Here is an 18289-nt window from a genome sequence, read left to right as displayed (position 1 = left end):
GGGGGGGCGGGGGGCGGGGGGGGGGGGGGGGGGGGGGGGGGGGGGGGGGGGGGGGGGGGGGCGCCGTGCGCGTGGCGGGGTTCGATGTCGGGTGCTGCGTCCAGCGGCGTGCCCACGCCGGGGCCGCCCAGCACGCGCTGCTGCGGCCGGCCGGGCGTGCCGACGCCCGGGCCGCCGAGCAGCCGCAGGCCGGGCGCCGAGCCGTCGGCCCACGGCGCGGGCGCGCCGCCGGGCAGCGTCGCCGGGGCCTGGCTCCAGTCCGCGTCGAGCGGAGTCGGCTCCGCCTGCTGGCCGTGCCCGGCCGGGAGGCCGTGCGCTCCGGCGTACGCCCCCTCCGGGCCCTGCCCGGACAGCGCGTCGTGCGCCCCGCCGTACGCCCCCTCCGGGCCCTGCGCGGGCAGGTGCCCGGACAGCCCGCCGTGCTGTTCCGCCGGCGCTCCCGGCTCCCGCTCCGGGGCCTGCCGGACCGCGTCGGGGAAGTGCCACTCCGCCGTCGAGGCGTCGCCGCCCGGTCCCCCGTCGTCGCCCTCGCCCCCGCCGCTGCCGGCACCGGCCTGCGGCCACTGGACGTGTTCGGTGGCCGTCGGGATCGTCCACGTCCCGGTGGCGGCCGGGTCCGTGGCCGCGCCCGCGTTCAGCGGGACGATCATGGGCGGCGGCACGTACCCGTGCCCGGGCGCGGCCAGCGGCTCGCCCATGCCCAGGGCTTCGAGCACGTCGTCCGGGAGCTGGACGAAGGCGGTCGCGTCGGAGTCGTAGTCGCCCCCGTGCGGCACGGGCTGCCAACCGGATCCGGCGGCCCCCGTCCCGCTCACGTTCTCGTTCTCACTCATGAGGTCAGCGCCCTCCCCAGGGCCCTCCGTGCCAGCACTGCCACCGTCCGCCGCAGGTGGAGGACCGCCGCCGGGACCGGGTCGCCCTGGTCCGGTACGCACGCGGCCCCCACGTAGTCCCCGAAGGCCTCCAGCGCCTCGGGCGCCAGCGCCCGTTCGCCGTCCCAGTCGATCAGCGAGGCCACCCACCGCTCGGCCTCCAGCGGCCGCAGCGGCATCGGTGCGACGGCGCCGACGGCGATCCGTACGCCCCGGCGCGCGGGGTCCAGTACGAGCCCCACGGACGCCACCGCGCGCCCCGGCCCGGTCCGGCCGGTCGCCTTCAGGAAGACCTGCGGGGCGTGCAGCAGCGGCACCCGCACGAAACCGATCAGCTCGCCGGGCCGCAGCATCTCCCGCCCCGCCAGCAGGTGCGAGACCGGGACGTCCCGCTGTCCGTCCGGTCCGACGACCAGCAGGACGGCCTCCAGCGCGGCCAGCACCGGCAGGGTGTCGCCGGCGGGCGCGGCGCTCGCGACGTTCCCGCCGAGCGTGCCGGCGTTACGGATCTGCGGCGGGCCCGCGGCCCGGGCGGCGGCGGCCAGCGCCGGGATCAGGGCGGCGAAGTCGGGCCGGCCCATGCGCGCGTGGGTGAGGCCGGCGCCCAGCAGGGCGTGGCCGTCCTGGTACTGCCAGCCGCGGATCTCGTTGATCCGGCCGAGGCCGACCAGCGCGGCGGGCCGCAGCAGTCCGGCGTTGACCCCCGCCATCAGATCGGTGCCTCCGGCAACCGGAACCGCGGCGGGCATGGCGGCGAGCGCCGCCACGGCCTCGTCGAGCGAGGCCGGCAGCATCACGGACTGCGCCGCGTGCGCTGCGTGCGGTGCGTGCGTGGTCAACCCAGCTGCCCCTTCCCGATGTCCCGGTCCCGGCGCTCACGCCTGTCCGCCGTACGGTACGTGCTCACCGCCGGGACGTGGCAACTCTGGCACATCTTCCGTGACTCCCGGCGCGAGGGTCGCCCGGGCGCCCCCTCGGCCTTCCCCTGCCCGCACCACCGCACCAACTCGCCCGATTCACCCCGTATCTTCGGGACTATCCGGCATACCGTCCTTCATGCGCCGATTCCGGCATTGCGGCACACGGTGGCCGCACAGCAGCCCCGCTCGCCGCCCCGGCGCACCACCCCCGGCACCCGCGCCGCCGCGCACCCGCCCCGCCCGCCTCACACCCCCGGCGGGGCCCCCTCGATCGGCCGCCCCAGCACGCCCGGCCGCCGCTGCCAGGGCCGGGGGCCGGCCGGGGGGCGGTAGGCGACGCCCAGGGCGTCGAGGCGGGCGTAGTGCGTGGCCATCCGGGCCTCGAACGACGCGAAGTCGCGGGCCGCGGGCTCCGGCAGGGGCGACCACACGACCTCGGCGAACGCCGCCAGACGCGGGAACACCTGGTAGTCGACCCGGTCCTGGTTCTCCATCACCTCGGTCCACACGTTCGCCTGGGCGCCCAGCACGTGCCGTGCCGCCTCCGGCGACAGCTCGGGCGGGACCGGCTCGAAGCGGTAGACGTCCTCCAGCGTGCGGACGTAGCCGATCGGCACCGGCTCGTCGGGGCCGCCGTCCTGACGGTGGTCCAGGTAGACCTGCTGCTCGGGGCACATCACCACGTCGTGCCCGGCCTCGGCGGCGGCCACGCCACCGGCGTAGCCGCGCCAGGAGGAGACCGCGGCGCCGTCGGCGAGGCCGCCCTCCAGGATCTCGTCCCAGCCGATCAGGCGCCGACCGCGCGCGGCGAGCCAGCGGTCGAAGTGCCGTACGAACCAGGACTGGAGGCCGTCCTCGTCGCCCACCCCCAGCTCGCGGATGCGGTCCTGGGCGGTCGGCGACCGCCGCCACTGGTGCTTGGGGCACTCGTCGCCGCCGATGTGCACGAACGGCGAGACCTCCGGCGGGAAGAGCTCCAGCACCTCCTCGAAGACGCCTTCGTAGAACCGCAGCACGGCCTCGGTCGGGGCGAGCACGTTCTCGCTGATGCCCCAGTCCTCCCAGACGGTGAGGGAGGAGGTGTCCACCGCGTCGGTGTTGCCCAGTTCGGGGTACGCGGCGACGGCCGCCTGCGAGTGACCCGGGATGTCGATCTCGGGGACCACCCGGACGTGGCGTTCGGCGGCGTACGCCACGATCTCGCGGATGTCGTCGTGGGTGTAGAAACCGCCGTGCGGGGTGTCGTTCCACAGCGGTGAGGCCCGGTGGCCCCACCGGCTGCGCGGCCGCCAGGCCCCGACCTCGGTCAGGCGCGGGTGGCGCGCGATGTGGATCCGCCAGCCCTGGTCGTCGGTCAGGTGCAGGTGGAGCACGTTGAGCTTGTGGGCGGCGAGCAGGTCGAGGTAGCGCAGCACCCCGTCCTTGGGCAGGAAGTGCCGCGCGACGTCGAGCATCAGGCCGCGCCAGGCGAAGCGGGGGCCGTCCAGGACGTCCCCCACCGGGAGGGTCCACGCCCGGCCCCCCGGCCGCAGCGGCGCCCGCCGGAAGGCGTCGGGCCCGAGGAGCTGACGGAGCGTCTGCGCGGCCCGGAACACCCCGGCGGGGTCGGCTCCTTCCAGCAGTACGCCCCGGTCCCCCACATGGACCTCGTGCCACTCGGGGCCGTGCCGCTCGGCGAGGTCGGGACGCAGGGCGAGCCGGATCACCTGCCGGTCCTCGGCGGAGCGCTCCGCGCCCGCAGGCGCGGGCAGCTCCCAGCCGGTCGCCGCGCCGAGCTCGCGGCGCAGCCAGCGGGCGGTGTCGCCGGTTCCGGGTCCGGCCAGCAGCAGGGGATCGGTCAGGGCGCAGCGGTCGCCGCCGAAGCGGGCGGACACGGGTGCCGGAACGAGGTCCGGTACGGCGACGGGACCGGTGCCGGGCCCGGTGCCGGGCTGATCCTCGGGCATGGTCCTGGCCCCTCCCCGCGTCAGGCGTCGCGCGCGGCGGAACGCACGTCGCACCGATCGCATCAGCCGCCGAGCCTACCGGCCGGGCGGCCACGCAGAAGGCCCCCGGCCGCGCGGATGCGCGTCCGGGGGCCTCGGTCCCGCGGAACGGGGGCGTCCGACCGGTCGGGCCGCCACCGACGGGCCACCACCGACGGGCCACCACCGACGGGCCACCACCGACGGGGCGCAACCCCGGGATGCCGGCCCCCGGTGCGCCGGGACGGGGACCTACTTGTCGCCGTCCTTGCCCTGGTCGCCGCCCGGGCCCATGGAGTCGTAGATCTCCTTGCACAGCGGGCAGACCGGGTACTTCTTCGGGTCGCGGCCCGGTACCCAGACCTTGCCGCACAGCGCCACGACGGGGGTGCCGTCGAGGGCGCTCGCCATGATCTTGTCCTTCTGGACGTAGTGGGCGAAGCGCTCGTGGTCGCCGTCACCGTGGGACACCTGCGGCGTCGGCTCTACGAGGGTCCCCGTGCCAGTCCCGCGCTCGGGCTCAAGAGTGCTCATAAAAGCCAAGGGTACTGAACGGCGCCGGAGCTCGGTCGAGCGACGGGTCGCCCCTCGGTCGAGCGACAGGTCGCCCCTCAGTTGAGCGACGGGTCGTCCGGGTACGTCGCCACCATCGCCAGCTCGCTGCGCTGGCGGCGCAGCACCGCGCGCCACAGCTGCTCGGGCGCCGGGTACGACACGTCGCCGGGCTCGGACTCCACCACGTACCAGGCCCCGTCGCTCAGCTCGTCCTCCAGCTGGCCGGGTCCCCAGCCGGAGTAACCGGCGAAGATCCGCAAGGAGCCGAGCGCGCTGGCCAGCAGCTCGGGCGGGGCCTCCAGGTCCACCAGGCCGATGGCCCCGTGCACCCGGCGCCAGCCGAGCGGGCCCTCCTCGCCGGGGATGACGGCGACCCCGAGGGCGGAGTCGAGCGCGACCGGCCCGCCCTGGAAGACCACGCCCGGATCGCCGGCCAGGTCGGCCCAGGGCAGCAGGATGTCGCCGACGACCACGGGGGTGGGCCGGTTGAGCACCACGCCGAGTGAGCCCTGCTCGTCGTGGTCGAGCAGCAGCACCACCGCGCGGTCGAAGTTCGGGTCCGCGAGGGCGGGGGTGGCCACGAGCAGCCGCCCTGTGAGGGAGGACACCTCGGTCATGCGGCCATGATCTCGCACATTCGCCCTTCAGGGGGAGCCGGGAGCGCGAGGTGGTCGCGCGCAGCGGGAGGGCGCACGGGCGCAGGAAGGAGCGCGCGCTCCGCCGGACGGCGGAATGCAACCCTCCGCCATGGGGCCGACACTGAGGGTGCTGTGGCGAATTCATGACACGGCCGCGGCCACGTCGGCCTTACGAACCGGGGGGTGGTGCCCCTTACCCTTTGATCTGGCCCCTGCCCGTTCCCCCCATTTCGGCCGGGGGGATCCCCGATTCGGAACGCGAGATACATGACCGGCACAGACAGAGACGACGTACTGCTTGTCCACGGCGGTACCCCGCTCGAGGGCGAGATCCGCGTCCGCGGTGCGAAGAACCTCGTACCGAAGGCCATGGTCGCCGCTCTGCTCGGCGGCGAACCGAGCCGCCTGCGCAACGTGCCCGACATCCGTGACGTGCGGGTCGTGCGTGGCCTGCTGCAGCTGCACGGCGTGACGGTCCGTCCCGGCGACGAGCCCGGCGAGCTGGTGCTCGACCCCACCCATGTCGAGAGCGCCAACGTCGCCGACATCGACGCGCACGCGGGTTCCTCGCGCATCCCGATCCTCTTCTGCGGCCCCCTGCTGCACCGCCTCGGCCACGCCTTCATCCCGGGCCTGGGCGGCTGCGACATCGGCGGCCGGCCGATCGACTTCCACTTCGACGTGCTGCGCCAGTTCGGCGCGACGATCGAGAAGCGGGCCGACGGCCAGTACCTGGAGGCCCCGCAGCGGCTGCGCGGCACCAAGATCCGCCTGCCGTACCCGTCCGTGGGCGCGACCGAGCAGGTGCTGCTGACGGCCGTGCTGGCCGAGGGCGTCACCGAGCTGTCGAACGCGGCCGTGGAGCCGGAGATCGAGGACCTCATCTGCGTGCTGCAGAAGATGGGCGCGATCATCGGCGTGGACACCGACCGGACCATCCGCATCACCGGTGTCGACAAGCTCGGCGGCTACAACCACAAGGCGCTCCCGGACCGCCTGGAGGCGGCCTCCTGGGCGTCGGCGGCCCTGGCCACCGGCGGCAACATCTACGTGCGCGGCGCCCAGCAGCGCTCGATGATGACCTTCCTGAACACCTACCGCAAGGTCGGCGGCGCCTTCGAGATCGACGACGAGGGCATCCGCTTCTGGCACCCGGGCGGCCCGCTGAAGGCCATCGCCCTGGAGACCGACGTCCACCCCGGTTTCCAGACCGACTGGCAGCAGCCGCTGGTCGTGGCGCTGACGCAGGCCTCGGGCCTGTCGATCGTGCACGAGACGGTCTACGAGTCCCGGCTGGGCTTCACGTCCGCGCTGAACCAGATGGGCGCTCACATCCAGCTGTACCGCGAGTGCCTGGGCGGCTCGGCCTGCCGCTTCGGCCAGCGCAACTTCCTGCACTCGGCGGTCGTCTCCGGCCCCACGAAGCTGCAGGGCGCCGACCTGGTCATCCCCGACCTGCGCGGCGGCTTCTCGTACCTGATCGCGGCGCTGGCCGCGGAGGGCACCTCGCGGGTGCACGGCATCGACCTGATCAACCGCGGCTACGAGAACTTCATGGAGAAGCTCGTCGAGCTCGGCGCGAAGGTCGAACTGCCCGGCGGGGACCTCGTCTGAGGACGCGGCAGTCCCGGCGCGCGTAAGGGCGGCCACCCGGTCCGGGTGGCCGCCCTCGGCATTTCCTCCGTACTACTGGCGCCGGTGCGGCGGCCAACAGCCGTACAAGGACTACTTGCCCTTGGCGGCTTCCTTGAGCTTGGAGCCCGCGGAGACCTTCACGCTGTAGCCGGCCGGGATCTGGATGGGGTCGCCGGTCTGCGGGTTGCGCGCGGTGCGAGCGGCACGGTGGGTGCGCTCGAAGGTCAGGAAGCCGGGGATGGTGACCTTCTCGTCGCCCTTGGCGACGACCTCGCCGATGGTCTCGGCGAGCGCGGCCAGAACGGCGTCGGCGTCCTTGCGGGTCACCTCGGCGCGCTCGGACAGAGCGGCCACCAGCTCACTGCGGTTCATGTTGTACTCCCGTGTTCAACTTGCCTATGAGGCGTGCCACGCGGCCAAGCCGCATGTTTGGCACCAGCGAAGCCGATGCTGCCAGGGCCCTCGGACAGTCCCCGGACCCGGGTCTGCCGTCAGACCCTCGCGCCACAGTCACGCATCCTGCCCCCACCACCGGCGGGAAAGCCAATCCGGCACCCGCCAGGGTCACACGAAAAGCGCCACAGTCACGCCGCAGTGACGCTCCGTCCGCACCGGTGGGAAGCTTCGGGGATGCGGACCGCGGACCACGCGGGCATCCCCGCAACCCTAGAGGCGGCCCGCGTGTCCCGCATCCCGCGACGCGCCGGGGATCAGGCGGAAGTGGGGCTGGTCACAGCGGCGGAGGCGGCCTTGCGGACGGCTCCGGCGACCGCGCCGGCGACCTTGTCGTTGAAGACCGAAGGAATGATGTAGTTCGCGTTGAGCTCGTCCTCGCCGACGACGTCGGCGAGGGCGCTGGCGGCGGCGAGCATCATGTCGGTGTTCACCGTCCGCGACTGCGCGTCGAGCAGACCGCGGAAGACGCCGGGGAAGACCAGCACGTTGTTGATCTGGTTGGGGAAGTCCGAGCGTCCGGTGGCCACGACGGCGGCGGTCTGCCGGGCGACGGCCGGGTCCACCTCGGGGTCCGGGTTCGCGAGCGCGAACACGATGGCGCCCTCCGCCATGGCGGCGACGTCCTCGCCGGACAGGACGTTCGGGGCCGAGACGCCGATGAACACGTCGGCGCCGACGACGGCCTCCTTCAACGTGCCGGTGTAGCCCTCGGGGTTGGTGTTGTCGGCGATCCAGCGCAGCGGCGACCCCTCGGCGGCGTCGACGAGGTCGGCGCGACCGGCGTGCACCACGCCGTGGATGTCGGCGACGACGGCGTTCTTCACACCCGCCGCGAGCAGCAGCTTGAGGATGGCCGTACCGGCCGCGCCGGCGCCCGACATGACGACCTTCACATCGCCAACTGCCTTGCCCACCACGCGAAGTGCGTTGGTCAGGGCGGCCAGGACGACGATCGCGGTGCCGTGCTGGTCGTCGTGGAAGACGGGGATGTCCAGGGCCTCGCGCAGCCGCGCCTCGATCTCGAAGCAGCGCGGGGCGGAGATGTCCTCCAGGTTGATGCCGGCGAAGCCGGGGGCGATGGCCTTGACGATGGCGACGATCTCGTCGGAGTCCTGGGTGTCCAGGCAGATCGGCCAGGCGTCGATGCCGGCGAAGCGCTTGAAGAGGGCCGCCTTGCCCTCCATGACGGGCAGCGCGGCCTTCGGGCCGATGTTGCCGAGGCCGAGGACGGCGGAGCCGTCGGTCACAACTGCGACGGAGTTGCGCTTGATGGTCAGACGCCGGGCGTCCTCGGGGTTCTCGGCGATCGCCATGCACACGCGGGCCACGCCCGGGGTGTAGATCATGGAGAGGTCGTCACGGTTGCGGATGGGGTGCTTGGCCGCCATCTCGATCTTGCCGCCGAGGTGCATGAGGAACGTACGGTCGGACACCTTGCCGAGGGAGACCCCCTCGATGCCGCGCAGCTTCTCGACGATCTCGTCGGCGTGGGCCGTGGAGGTGGCGGCGATGGTGACGTCGATCCGGAGCTTCTCGTGGCCGGAAGCGGTGACGTCGAGGCCGGTGACCGACCCGCCGGAGGACTCCACGGCGGTGGTCAGCTGGGAGACCGCGGTTCCGCTCGCGGGCACCTCCAGGCGGACCGTCATCGAGTACGAGACGCTGGGCGCCGTTGCCATGGCCGTGTTCCTCTGCTTTCCCTGTTTTGGACCTGTTGTCCGATCGTCCCACCTACCGGCCAGTAGCCGGTAACCAGCTACGAATTCCGGAAAGATTCTTCCACCATACGAGATTTCAGAGGCTCGGGGAAGGGTGATCGGCCCCGAAGGTCCCGGTCACCGGGCTCCGGCGGCCACGCAAAAAGGTCCGCGCCCCTCCCGAAGGAAGGGCGCGGACCTCTGCAACGCCTATGACACCGACCCGCCATGCTCGCCTCGCGGCAAGTGGTCGCTCTGAGCGACGAAGGTTGGGCCCGGGGGCTTGGATCGAGCCGGTGCCGTACCCAGGCTAACAAAGGATCGCCGTAAGCGTTCCCCCCGACGCCCGAGTTGGGCCCGCCGCGGGCGCGCTTCACTCCGTCAGCAGCGCCGGTACGCCGTCCGCGGTGGGGGCGTCGAGCTCCGTGGAGACCACCGTCAGCTGCTGGGTCGCCCGGGTCAGCGCCACGTACAGCACCCGCAGGCCCGCCGGGGACTCGGCCTCGATCTCCGCCGGGGAGACCACCACCGTGGCGTCGTACTCCAGGCCCTTGGCCTCCAGGCTGCCCAGGGCGACGGCGCGCTCGCCGAGGTCCGCCAGCCAGCCGGCCGCCTCCGCGCGCCGGTCCATGGCGACGACCACGCCGACGGTGCCGTCGACCTGCGCCAGCAGGTCCGCGGTCTCGGCGCGCACCGCCGCCGCCAGGTCCTCGCCGGCCGTCACGAAGCGCGGCGTCAGGCCCGTCGAGCGGACCGCCGACGGCGGCTCCATGCCCGGCATGGCCCGGCGCAGCACCTTCGCGGCCAGCTCGGCGATCTCGGCCGGGTTGCGGTAGTTCACGGTCAGGGTGAACCGGCGCCGCGGGCGGGTGCCCAGCGCCTCGTCGCGCGCCTCGGCGGCCTCCTGCGGGTCGGGCCAGGAGGACTGGGCCGGGTCGCCGACCACGGTCCACGTGGCGTGCCGGCCGCGCCGGCCCACCATCCGCCACTGCATCGGCGTGAGGTCCTGGGCCTCGTCGACGATCACGTGGGCGTACTCGGTGCGCTCGGCCGCCAGCCGCTCCGCGCGCTCGCGCTGGGTCTCCTCGCGGCGCGGCATCAGCTCCTCCAGCCCGGTGAGCTGGTCCAGCGGGTCGAGCTCGCGCTTCTTCTTCGGCCGGGCGGGGGCGCCCAGCAGGCCCTGGAGCTCGTCGAGCAGCGCCACGTCGTGCACCGACAGCTCCTCGCGGCGCAGCGAACGGGCCAGCATCCGGGTCTCGCGCGGCGTCAGGACCCGGCGCGACCAGCGGCCGAGCCGGCGCTCGTCGGCCATGGCGGTGAGCACCCCGCGCGGGGTGAGCTCGGGCCACCAGGCGGCCAGGAAGTCCATGAACACGTCCTCCGTCGAGATGTCCTCGTCGAAGGCGGAGCGCAGCTCGGCCGCCAGCTCGGGGTCGGTGTGCCGGTTCGCGCCGCCGGACTTCGCCCAGAGCGCGTCCAGCAGCAGCTTGCGCGCCCGCGGGCGGAGCAGGTTGATCGGCGCGGTGCCGCCGAGCACCGCCTGCCGGATCCGCTCCAGCTCCTCGGCCTCCAGCTCCTGGCGGCGGCCGAAGGCCACCACGCGCAGCCGCTCGGGCGCCGGCCCGGCCGGGCCGCCGAGCTCCAGCGCGCCGCGGACGGCCTTGCGCAGCACCTTGAGCATCCGGGCCGAGCCCTTGATCCGGGCCACGGCCGGCTCGTCGTACGTCGTCGCCTCGGCGCCGTCGACCAGCGAGCCCAGGGCCCGGATGGCGACCTGCCCCTCCTCGCCGAGCGAGGGCAGCACGCCTTCGGTGTACGCCACCAGCAGCGGGGTCGGGGAGACGATGAGGATGCCGCCGGCGTAGCGCCGCCGGTCCTGGTAGAGCAGGTAGGCGGCCCGGTGCAGGGCGACGGCGGTCTTGCCGGTGCCCGGCCCGCCGGAGACCTCGGCGACGGACGCGGCGGGCGCCCTGATGACGAGGTCCTGCTCGGCCTGGATGGAGGAGACGATGTCCCGCATCGTGTGCGTCCGGGCCCGGCCGAGCGCGGCCATCAGCGCGCCGTCGCCGATGGCGGGCAGCTCGCGCCCGTCGAGGAAGGCGGTGACCTCCGGACGCATCAGGTCGTCCTCGACGCCGAGCACCTTGCGGCCCTTGGAGCGGATGACCCGGCGGCGGACGACGCGGCCGGGGTCCTTCGGCGTGGACCGGTAGAAGGGCGCGGCGGCCGGGGCCCGCCAGTCGATGACCAGCGGGGAGTAGTCGGCGTCCAGGACGCCGATGCGGCCGATGTGCAGCGTCTCGGCGATGTCGGCGGTGAGGTCCTCGCGGATCGCGTCGTCGGCGGGCTCGACGGAGGTGTAGGCGCCGTCGGGGCCGCGCTCGCCGTCCTTGCCGAGGACGAGGTCGATCCGGCCGAAGAGGAAGTCCTCGAACTCGTTGTTCAGCCGGTTGAGGTGGATCCCCGCGCGGTAGACCTGCGCGTCGCGCTCGGCGAGCGCGCCGGGGGTGCCGACCTGGCCGCGCTTGGCCGCGTCGTTCATCAGGAACTCCGCCTCGTCGATCTTCTCCTCGAGGCGGCGGTACACCTGGTCCAGATGCGTCTGCTCGACCGCGATCTCCCGATCGCGGACGGAATCCGCCGTGCTGTCGACAGCGGCATCCTGCGCGGCCACTAGGCCCCCTTCTGACGTGCGTGGGCGACCGTCAACCGTACGCGAACGGGCCGGGTCCGCGCACGCCCGTGCCGCCGCGCGCCCGGCCGCTCCGCCGCGCGCCCGGCCCGTTCCCTCGTCGGCCCGGCCGGTTCCGTCGTCGGCCCGGCCCGTTCTGTCGTCGGCCCCGCCCGTTCCCTCGTCGGCCCGGCCCGTTCCGCCGCGTCCCTACGTCCCGGCCGCTACCCGGGGCGCGCGGCCAGGATCCTGCGGCGGTGCCGGGCGACGCGCTCGCGGTTGCCGCACAGCTCGCTGGAGCACCAGCGGCGCCGGTGCCCGCGGGAGGTGTCGAGGTAGACGCGGGTGCAGCCGTCGCCCTCGCAGCACCGCAGCAGGGCCAGGTCGCCGGGGTCGGTGAGCAGCTCGACGGCGTCCCGGGCCACCGCCGCGAGCAGGGCGGCGCAGTCGACGCCGCCGGACAGCTCCCGCACGAGGTGCCCCTCGTGGTCCCGTACGGCGCACAGCCGGGGCGGCGGCCCGGCGGCCAGGGCGTTGACCCGGCCGAGAGCGCCGTCGTCCGGGGCGGCCCCGGGATCGGGACCCACGGCGGCGGGGTCGGGGGCCGGCACGCCGGGGCCGGGAGGCGGCGCTCCGGGGCCGGGAGGCAGCGCTCCGCGGCCGGGGGGCGGCGCTCCGCGGCCGGGGGGCGGCGCTCCGGGGCCCAGTTCTGCCCGGACGAGGGCGGACACGTCGGCGCGCAGCGCCCGGAACGGCGGCAGCCAGCCCGCGTCCACCCGGGCCAGCGGGGTCCGGTGGGGCACCAGGCCCGCCCCGGTGAGCCACAGCCGCAGTTCGTCGCCGTCGCCCAGGCCTTCGTGGGGTGCGCCGGTGGCCACCAGGTCCAGGCACACCCGCCCCGAGTCGAACCACATGCCCGTCACCGCCTCGGTCGCCGTAGCCCCACCAGAGTGCCCCCGGGCGGGCCCGGGCGGAACCCCCCGCGCCGCTCACGGCGGCCGGGGACGCCAGGGGCCCGCCGGGTTCAGCCGGGGCGCGGCCCGGGCGGGGTCACCGGATCGGCGGGTCGTCGTGCAGCAGGCGCTGGAAGAGCCGGTGGTCGCGCCAGGCGCCGTTGATGTGGAGGTAGTTCGGGGCGACGCCGAACTCCACGAACCCGGCCTTGGTCAGCACCCGCTGCGAGGCCACGTTGTCCAGCAGCGTCCCGGCCTCGACCCGGTGCAGCCCGAGCTCGTCGCGGGCGATCCGGCACACCGCGTCGACGGCGTACGTCGCCAGCCCCTGGCCCCGGCGGGCCGCGTCGACCCAGTAGCCGACGCCCCCGCTGCAGAACGGGCCGCGGGTGATCCGCCCGAGGTTGATCGCCCCGACGGGCTCCCCGGAAGCGGTGTCCACCAGCACGAACGGCGCCAGCTGCCCGGCCTCCTGCTCGGCGAGCTGCGCCTCGATCCGCTCCCGCTGGCCGGCCTCCGTGTAGAAGGACTCGGGCCGCTCCGGCTCGACGGCGCCCATGTTCGCGCGGTTGCGCCGGAGCACCTCGGCCAGCCCGCCGGCATCCTCCAGCCGCACTCCGCGCAGCTCCACACCCTCACTGATGATCATCCCCGCACGCTAACCCCTGCCGCCCCACGGAACCAGCGCCGGCCGTGGATCGGGACCGCGCAGTACCGCCTCGCCCGGCGCGGCCGTCACCAGAGCCTCTCGGTCGTCGACGGTGTGATGCGCCGACCCGGGCGGCCCGCTGCGACGCTCCCGGCTCGGCCGGGCCGGGAGGCCGGGGAGTTTCGTCAGGCGGTGCCGTCAGACGGTGTCGGCGGCCGAGGCCGGCGGACGGTGTCGGCGACCGGGGCCGGCGGACGGTGTCGGCGGCCGGGGCCCTCAGACGGTGCCGTACTTGGTCTCGGTGCCCGCGTCCAGGGAGAGCCGGTAGCCGCGTTTGACGACCGTCTGGATGAGCTTCGGGGTGCCGAGGGCGCCGCGCAGACGGGCCACGGCGGTTTCCACCGCGTGCTCGTCGCGGCCCGCGCCCGGCAGGCAGCGCAGCAGGTCCTGGCGGGAGACGACCCAGCCGGGGCGGCGGGACAGGGCGCGCAGGAGGGACATTCCGGTCGGCGGGACGGGGCGCAGGGTGTCGTCGACGAGGACCGCATGGCCGCGCAGCTCCAGGCGGTGACCGGCGACCAGCAGGACCCGGGCCCGGGCGGGCAGTTCCTGGCACAGCAGCTGCACCAGCGGGCCCAGCCGGAAGCGTTCGGGCTGCACGGTGTCCACGCCGTGGCCCTGCAGCGGCAGCGCCGTCACCGGGCCCACGCACGCGGCCAGCACCTCGCTGCGCAGCGCCGACAGCACGGCCCCCTGCAGGCCCCGCTCCTGGGCCCGGGCCAGCAGCGAGGCCGCGGCGGGCGCGCTGGTGAAGGTGACCGCGTCCACCGTGCCGGCCACCACCGCGTCCAGCAGCCGGTCCAACGGAGCCAGGTCCTCCGGCGGCATCCACCGGTAGACGGGTACGCCGACCACCTCGGCCCCGGCCGCCCGCAGCGCCTCGACGAACCCGGGCAGCGGCTCCCCGTGCAGCTGGAGCGCGACCCGGCGGCCCTCGACCCCGCCGGCCAGCAGCCGGTCCAGCACCTCGGCCAGCGACTCCGACTCCGGTGACCAGGCCTCCACCAGCCCGGCCGCCCGGATGGCGCCCTTCACCTTCGGCCCGCGCGCCAGCAGTTCGGCCCCGCGCAACCGGCCGAGCAGGTCCTCGCCGATCCCCCATCCGTCGGCGGCCTCGATCCAGCCGCGGAAGCCGATGGCGGTCGTGGCGACGACCACGTCGGGGGCGGTGGCGATGAGTTCCTTGGTGGCGGCCAGGAGTTCGCCGTCGTCGGCCAGGGGCACGATCCGCAGCGCGGGCGCGTGCAGGACGGCCGCGCCGCGCCGCTGCAGCAACGCGATCAGGTCGTCGGCGCGGCGCGCTGCGGTGACGCCGACCGTGAAACCGGCGAGCGGACCGGCGCCGCCGGACGCAGCGTTGTCTTCCATCGTGACCTGCCTTGCGAAGCGGGGAGGGGGGTACGCCGGAACCGAGCCTGCCAACACGGCGTATCAGGCTCGGTTCACGCGTATTTCACCCCGGTTACACGGACGTGAGCTGCGGTTTCACCGAATCGTCGGCTGCCGGTGCGGTCGTGGCCATCGGGCGCCGAAGGTATACCGCCCAGGTCACCAGGCAGCACACGGCGTAGAAGCCGAGGAAGGTGACGAAGGCCGGGGTGCCGGAACCGGTGCTGAGGAACGCCTCGCGGAAGACGAGGTTGATGCCGAGTCCCCCGAGCGCGCCGACCGCACCGATCAGGCCCATCGAGGCCCCGGACAGCCGCCGCCCGTACGCGGCGGCCGCCTCGCCGGACATGCCGCCGGCGAGCGCCTTGGCCTGGAAGATGCCGGGGATCATCTTGTACGTCGAACCGTTGCCGAGTCCGCTGAGCACGAACAGCGCCACGAACCCGACGAGGAACACCGGCAGCGACTTCTGCGCCGAGGCCAGGATCACCAGGCCCGTCGCCGCCGCCATCGCCACGAACGTGGCCAGGGTGATCCGCGCCCCGCCGAACCGGTCCGCGAGCAGGCCGCCGACCGGCCGGATCAGCGACCCGAGCAGCGGCCCGACGAAGGTCAGCGAGGCCGCCTGGAGCGGGGTCCGACCGAACTGCGTCTGCAGGACCAGGCCGAAGGCGAAGCTGTAGCCGATGAAGGAGCCGAAGGTGCCGACGTAGAGGAACGACATGATCCAGGTGTGCCGGTCGCGCAGCGCCTCCTTGACCGCGCCGGTGTCGTTGCGGACAGGCGCCAGGTTGTCCATCCGCAGGGCCGCGAGCACCGCGGCGAGCACGATCAGCGGCAGGTACGCCGCCAGCAGCAGCCGCGGGTGCCCGGCCCCGGCCGTGCCGATGACCAGCAGCCCGGCCAGCTGCACCACGGGGACGCCGATGTTGCCGCCGCCCGCGTTGAGCCCGAGCGCCCAGCCCTTGCGGCGCAGCGGGAAGAAGGCGTTGATGTTCGTCATGGAGGAGGCGAAGTTCCCGCCGCCGACCCCGGTGAGCGCCGCGACCAGCAGGAACGTCGAGTACGAGGTACCGGGCTCCATCACGGCCAGGGCGGCGACGGTCGGGGCGAGCAGCATCAGCGCGCTGAACACCGTCCAGTTGCGCCCGCCGAACCGGGCCACGGCGAACGTGTACGGGATCCGCACGAACGCCCCGACGAACGTGGCCGTGCCGATCAGGAAGAACTTGCCGGCCGGGTCGATCCCGTACTCCGGGCCCATGAAGAGCACCATGACGGACCACAGGGTCCAGATCGAGAAGCCGATGTGCTCGCTGAGCACGGAGTAGACCAGGTTGCGCCGGGCGATCCGCTCCCCCGACTCCTTCCAGAACGTCTCGTCCTCGGGGTCCCACCGCTCGATCCAGCGGCCGCCCGTGCGCGGTGCGGTCATCACGCCCTCCACAGGTGTCGTCTCCGTCGGGAGCGACCCTAGGAACGGCGCGTTTCGGCTCCGGTCCCCGCCGGATGACCGGCCGGAAACCTTGCTCTCACCCGGCCGGGCGGCCGGATGTGAGCGGTTCGGGCAGCCACGCGCCGGCCGGTACGTCGAGCCAGCCGTGGGCGGCGGCCAGCTCCGCGGCGGCGGCGCGCAGCGCCGTCAGCCCCGGGTGGCGCAGCCCCTTGCGCCACACCATCGACACCGGCGACAGCGGCACCGGGTCCACCAGCGGCCGCTTCACCGACCCGGGCATGTCCACGAACCCGGTCGTCACCAGCACCGGCCTACGGGTCTTGGCCATGACCCGCCGGAACTCCTCCTTCCCCACCGCGACCGGCGCGGGCGGCGCCACCTCGATGCCCCGCCCGGCGAACAGAGCCCGGGCGAGCGCGGTCCACTCCAACGTCCGCGGGTTCCCGGCCCCCGCGTACACCGACTCCCCGGCCAGCGCCCCGAGCGGCACCTCCTGCCGCGCGGCCAGCGGATGGTCCTCGGGCAGCAGCACGGCCAGCGGCTCGAACCGGACCGGCTGCCGCTCCAGCCGTGCCCGCAGCCCCGCGTCGAGCCCGTCGACGTGCCCGAAGGCCACGTCGAGCCGCCCGGCCAGGATCTCCCCCGCAGCATGCGTCAGCCCGCTCTCGAAGCGCGCCATCAGCTCGCACCCCGGCGCCAGCTCACGCCCCCGCTCCAGCACCGAGCGCCCGGTGCTCGGCCCGTCGGTGTTGAGGTCGACCAGGAGCGCCCGCTCGCCGTCCCCACCGTCCGCGCCGAAGGCCGCGGCCAGGTCCGCGCAGGCCCGCAGCACCTCCCGGGCCAGCGGCAGCAGCCGCTCCCCGGCCGCCGTCAGCTCCACCTGCCGGGTGGTGCGGACGAACAGCTCGGCGCCCAGGTCCCGTTCGAGCCGGCGGACGTCCCGGCTGAGCGCCTGCTGGGCGACGTACAGCCGGGCGGCGGCCCGGGTGAAGTGCAACTCCTCGGCCACCGCGACGAACCCGCGCAGCAGCCGGGGCTCCACCTCGTGCGTCATCACCCGCGCACCCTAACAACCAGACTCACAACTGGACCGCGTGAATACCTCCTGAACAGGTGTTGGACCCCACCCGGGGGCTGCCCGCAGGCTGATCACCATGCCCCTGATGACCGTCACCGGCACCACCTTGGTGCACGCCGCCCCGACCCCGCCCCGGCTCCCCGGCCCGTACCGGCGGCTGTTCACCCTGCCCGGCACCCGGGGCTTCACCGCGGGCAACCTGATCGCGCGCCTGCCGATGGGCATGTTCAGCGTCAGCGCCATCATGATGATCGCCGGCCAGCGCGGCTCCTACGCCCTCGCGGGCGCCGTCACCGCCACCGGTCTGGCCGCCACGGCACTGGTGGGACCCTGGACGGCCCGGCTGGTGGACCGCCACGGACAGGCCAAGGTCGCCCTGCCGGCCACCGCCCTGGCCGTCCTCGGCTCCCTCTGCCTGGTCCTGGCCGTCCACACCGAAGCACCCGCCTGGACCCTCTTCGCCTCCTACGCCGCCACCGCCACCACCCCCAACATCGGCGGTATGTCCCGCGCCCGCTGGACCCATCTCCTGCGGGGCCGCCCCGCCGACCACCACACCGCCATGTCCTTCGAACAGGCCGCCGACGAGGCATGCTTCATGCTCGGCCCGGTGGTGGCCGCCGCGCTGTGCGCCGCCGTCGCACCCGAGGCCGGCACCCTCACCGCCGCCGCCCTGCTCCTCACCGGCATGCTGGTCTTCACCGCGCAGCGCTCCACCGAGCCCCCGCTCACCCAGGCACCCATCCGTCAGCCCTCCCCGCTCCGCTCGCCGGGCATCCGCCCCCTGCTCCTTCTCTTCCTCACCCAAGGAACGTTGTTCGGAGCCCTGGAGGTTGCCTCGATCGCGTATCTCGACACGCACGGGTTCGGCGCCACCGCCGGCCCGGTCCTCGCCCTCCAGGCCCTCGGCTCCTGCGCGGCCGGCCTGGTCTACGGCACCCGCCGCCCCCGCTCCCTGCGCACGTGCGCCACCGCCATGGCCGTCCTGATGGCCCTCCCGTGGGCCGCGGCCGCCACCGGGCACGTGCCGCTGCTGGCCCTGGCCCTGCTGCTGGCGGGGATGGCGACCGCCCCGACGATGGTCACCGCGATGTCGCTGGTCCACCGCCTGACGCCCGAGGGCCGCCTCAACGAGGGCATGACCCTCGCCGTGACCGCCATCCTCACGGGCATCGCGGCCGGTGCCGCGACCGCCGGGGCGCTCACGGACCGGCTCGGCCCGGTCCCGGCCTACGCCGTCCCGGCCGTGGCCGCCGCGCTGGCCCTCGTACAGGCGCGCCGCATGCGCCCGACGCC

Annotated in this window: 14 protein-coding genes and 1 pseudogene; 2 read left to right on the top strand and 13 right to left on the bottom strand. The window is 74.4% G+C overall.

Annotated features, from left to right (window positions below; genetic code table 11):
* The 5 genes and pseudogenes from LG632_RS23610 to LG632_RS23590 form a co-directional block, all read right to left on the bottom strand.
* Positions 1-833: pseudogene (locus LG632_RS23610) on the bottom strand (hypothetical protein); the annotation flags it as partial.
* A complete protein-coding gene (locus LG632_RS23605) occupies positions 830-1711 on the bottom strand; it encodes an FAD binding domain-containing protein (RefSeq protein ID WP_226729436.1) in 882 nt (293 codons plus the stop codon). The gene LG632_RS23605 and the pseudogene LG632_RS23610, both read right to left, overlap by 4 nt.
* Before the next feature lie 326 nt (positions 1712-2037).
* Positions 2038-3738, bottom strand: a complete 1701-nt coding sequence (locus tag LG632_RS23600) for a beta-N-acetylhexosaminidase (protein ID WP_226729435.1) — start codon at positions 3736-3738, stop codon at positions 2038-2040.
* A gap of 270 nt (positions 3739-4008) precedes the next feature.
* Positions 4009-4290 (bottom strand): DUF3039 domain-containing protein, encoded by a 282-nt coding sequence (locus LG632_RS23595; protein WP_125650196.1) that lies wholly within the window; start codon positions 4288-4290, stop codon positions 4009-4011.
* Positions 4291-4367: 77 nt separating this feature from the next.
* Positions 4368-4928: a YqgE/AlgH family protein gene (locus LG632_RS23590; protein ID WP_226729434.1), complete on the bottom strand. Its 561-nt coding sequence runs from the start codon at positions 4926-4928 to the stop codon at positions 4368-4370.
* A 288-nt stretch (positions 4929-5216) separates the two neighbouring features.
* Between LG632_RS23590 and murA the strand changes: the two genes are divergently transcribed.
* On the top strand, positions 5217-6563 hold the full coding sequence (gene murA / locus LG632_RS23585) for a UDP-N-acetylglucosamine 1-carboxyvinyltransferase (protein ID WP_226729433.1): 1347 nt from the start codon (positions 5217-5219) through the stop codon (positions 6561-6563).
* 111 nt (positions 6564-6674) lie between these two features.
* Here the strand turns inward: murA and LG632_RS23580 are convergent, their stop codons facing one another.
* From LG632_RS23580 to LG632_RS23545, 8 genes are all read right to left on the bottom strand, one after another.
* A complete protein-coding gene (locus LG632_RS23580; RefSeq protein ID WP_030875040.1) occupies positions 6675-6956 on the bottom strand; it encodes an HU family DNA-binding protein in 282 nt (93 codons plus the stop codon).
* Between the two features lie 338 nt (positions 6957-7294).
* Positions 7295-8719, bottom strand: a complete 1425-nt coding sequence (locus tag LG632_RS23575; protein ID WP_226729432.1) for an NAD-dependent malic enzyme — start codon at positions 8717-8719, stop codon at positions 7295-7297.
* 391 nt (positions 8720-9110) lie between these two features.
* Positions 9111-11411, bottom strand: a complete 2301-nt coding sequence (locus LG632_RS23570) for a HelD family protein (protein ID WP_226729431.1) — start codon at positions 11409-11411, stop codon at positions 9111-9113.
* Positions 11412-11632: 221 nt separating this feature from the next.
* Positions 11633-12322 carry a CGNR zinc finger domain-containing protein gene (locus tag LG632_RS23565; protein WP_226729430.1) on the bottom strand — a complete coding sequence of 230 codons (690 nt, stop codon included), beginning with the start codon at positions 12320-12322 and terminating at the stop codon, positions 11633-11635.
* 136 nt (positions 12323-12458) lie between these two features.
* A complete protein-coding gene (locus LG632_RS23560; protein ID WP_226729429.1) occupies positions 12459-13010 on the bottom strand; it encodes a GNAT family N-acetyltransferase in 552 nt (183 codons plus the stop codon).
* 276 nt (positions 13011-13286) lie between these two features.
* Complete coding sequence (locus tag LG632_RS23555; RefSeq protein ID WP_226729428.1) at positions 13287-14438, bottom strand: uroporphyrinogen-III synthase; 1152 nt, start codon at positions 14436-14438, stop codon at positions 13287-13289.
* Positions 14439-14532: 94 nt separating this feature from the next.
* Positions 14533-15894 carry a nitrate/nitrite transporter gene (locus tag LG632_RS23550; RefSeq protein WP_226729427.1) on the bottom strand — a complete coding sequence of 454 codons (1362 nt, stop codon included), beginning with the start codon at positions 15892-15894 and terminating at the stop codon, positions 14533-14535.
* Positions 15895-15991: 97 nt separating this feature from the next.
* Positions 15992-16969 (bottom strand): LysR family transcriptional regulator, encoded by a 978-nt coding sequence (locus tag LG632_RS23545; protein WP_226729426.1) that lies wholly within the window; start codon positions 16967-16969, stop codon positions 15992-15994.
* A gap of 109 nt (positions 16970-17078) precedes the next feature.
* Here LG632_RS23545 and LG632_RS23540 point away from each other — a divergent pair.
* On the top strand, positions 17079-18289 hold a 1211-nt coding region (locus tag LG632_RS23540; RefSeq protein ID WP_226729437.1), incomplete at its 3' end, for an MFS transporter.

The sequence above is a fragment of the Streptomyces antimicrobicus genome, assembly GCF_020532625.1.
Taxonomy (GTDB): Bacteria; Actinomycetota; Actinomycetes; order Streptomycetales; family Streptomycetaceae; genus Streptomyces; species Streptomyces antimicrobicus.
The sequence above is the reverse complement of the archived record's forward strand: the minus strand, read 5'-3'. Positions and strand labels throughout refer to the sequence as shown.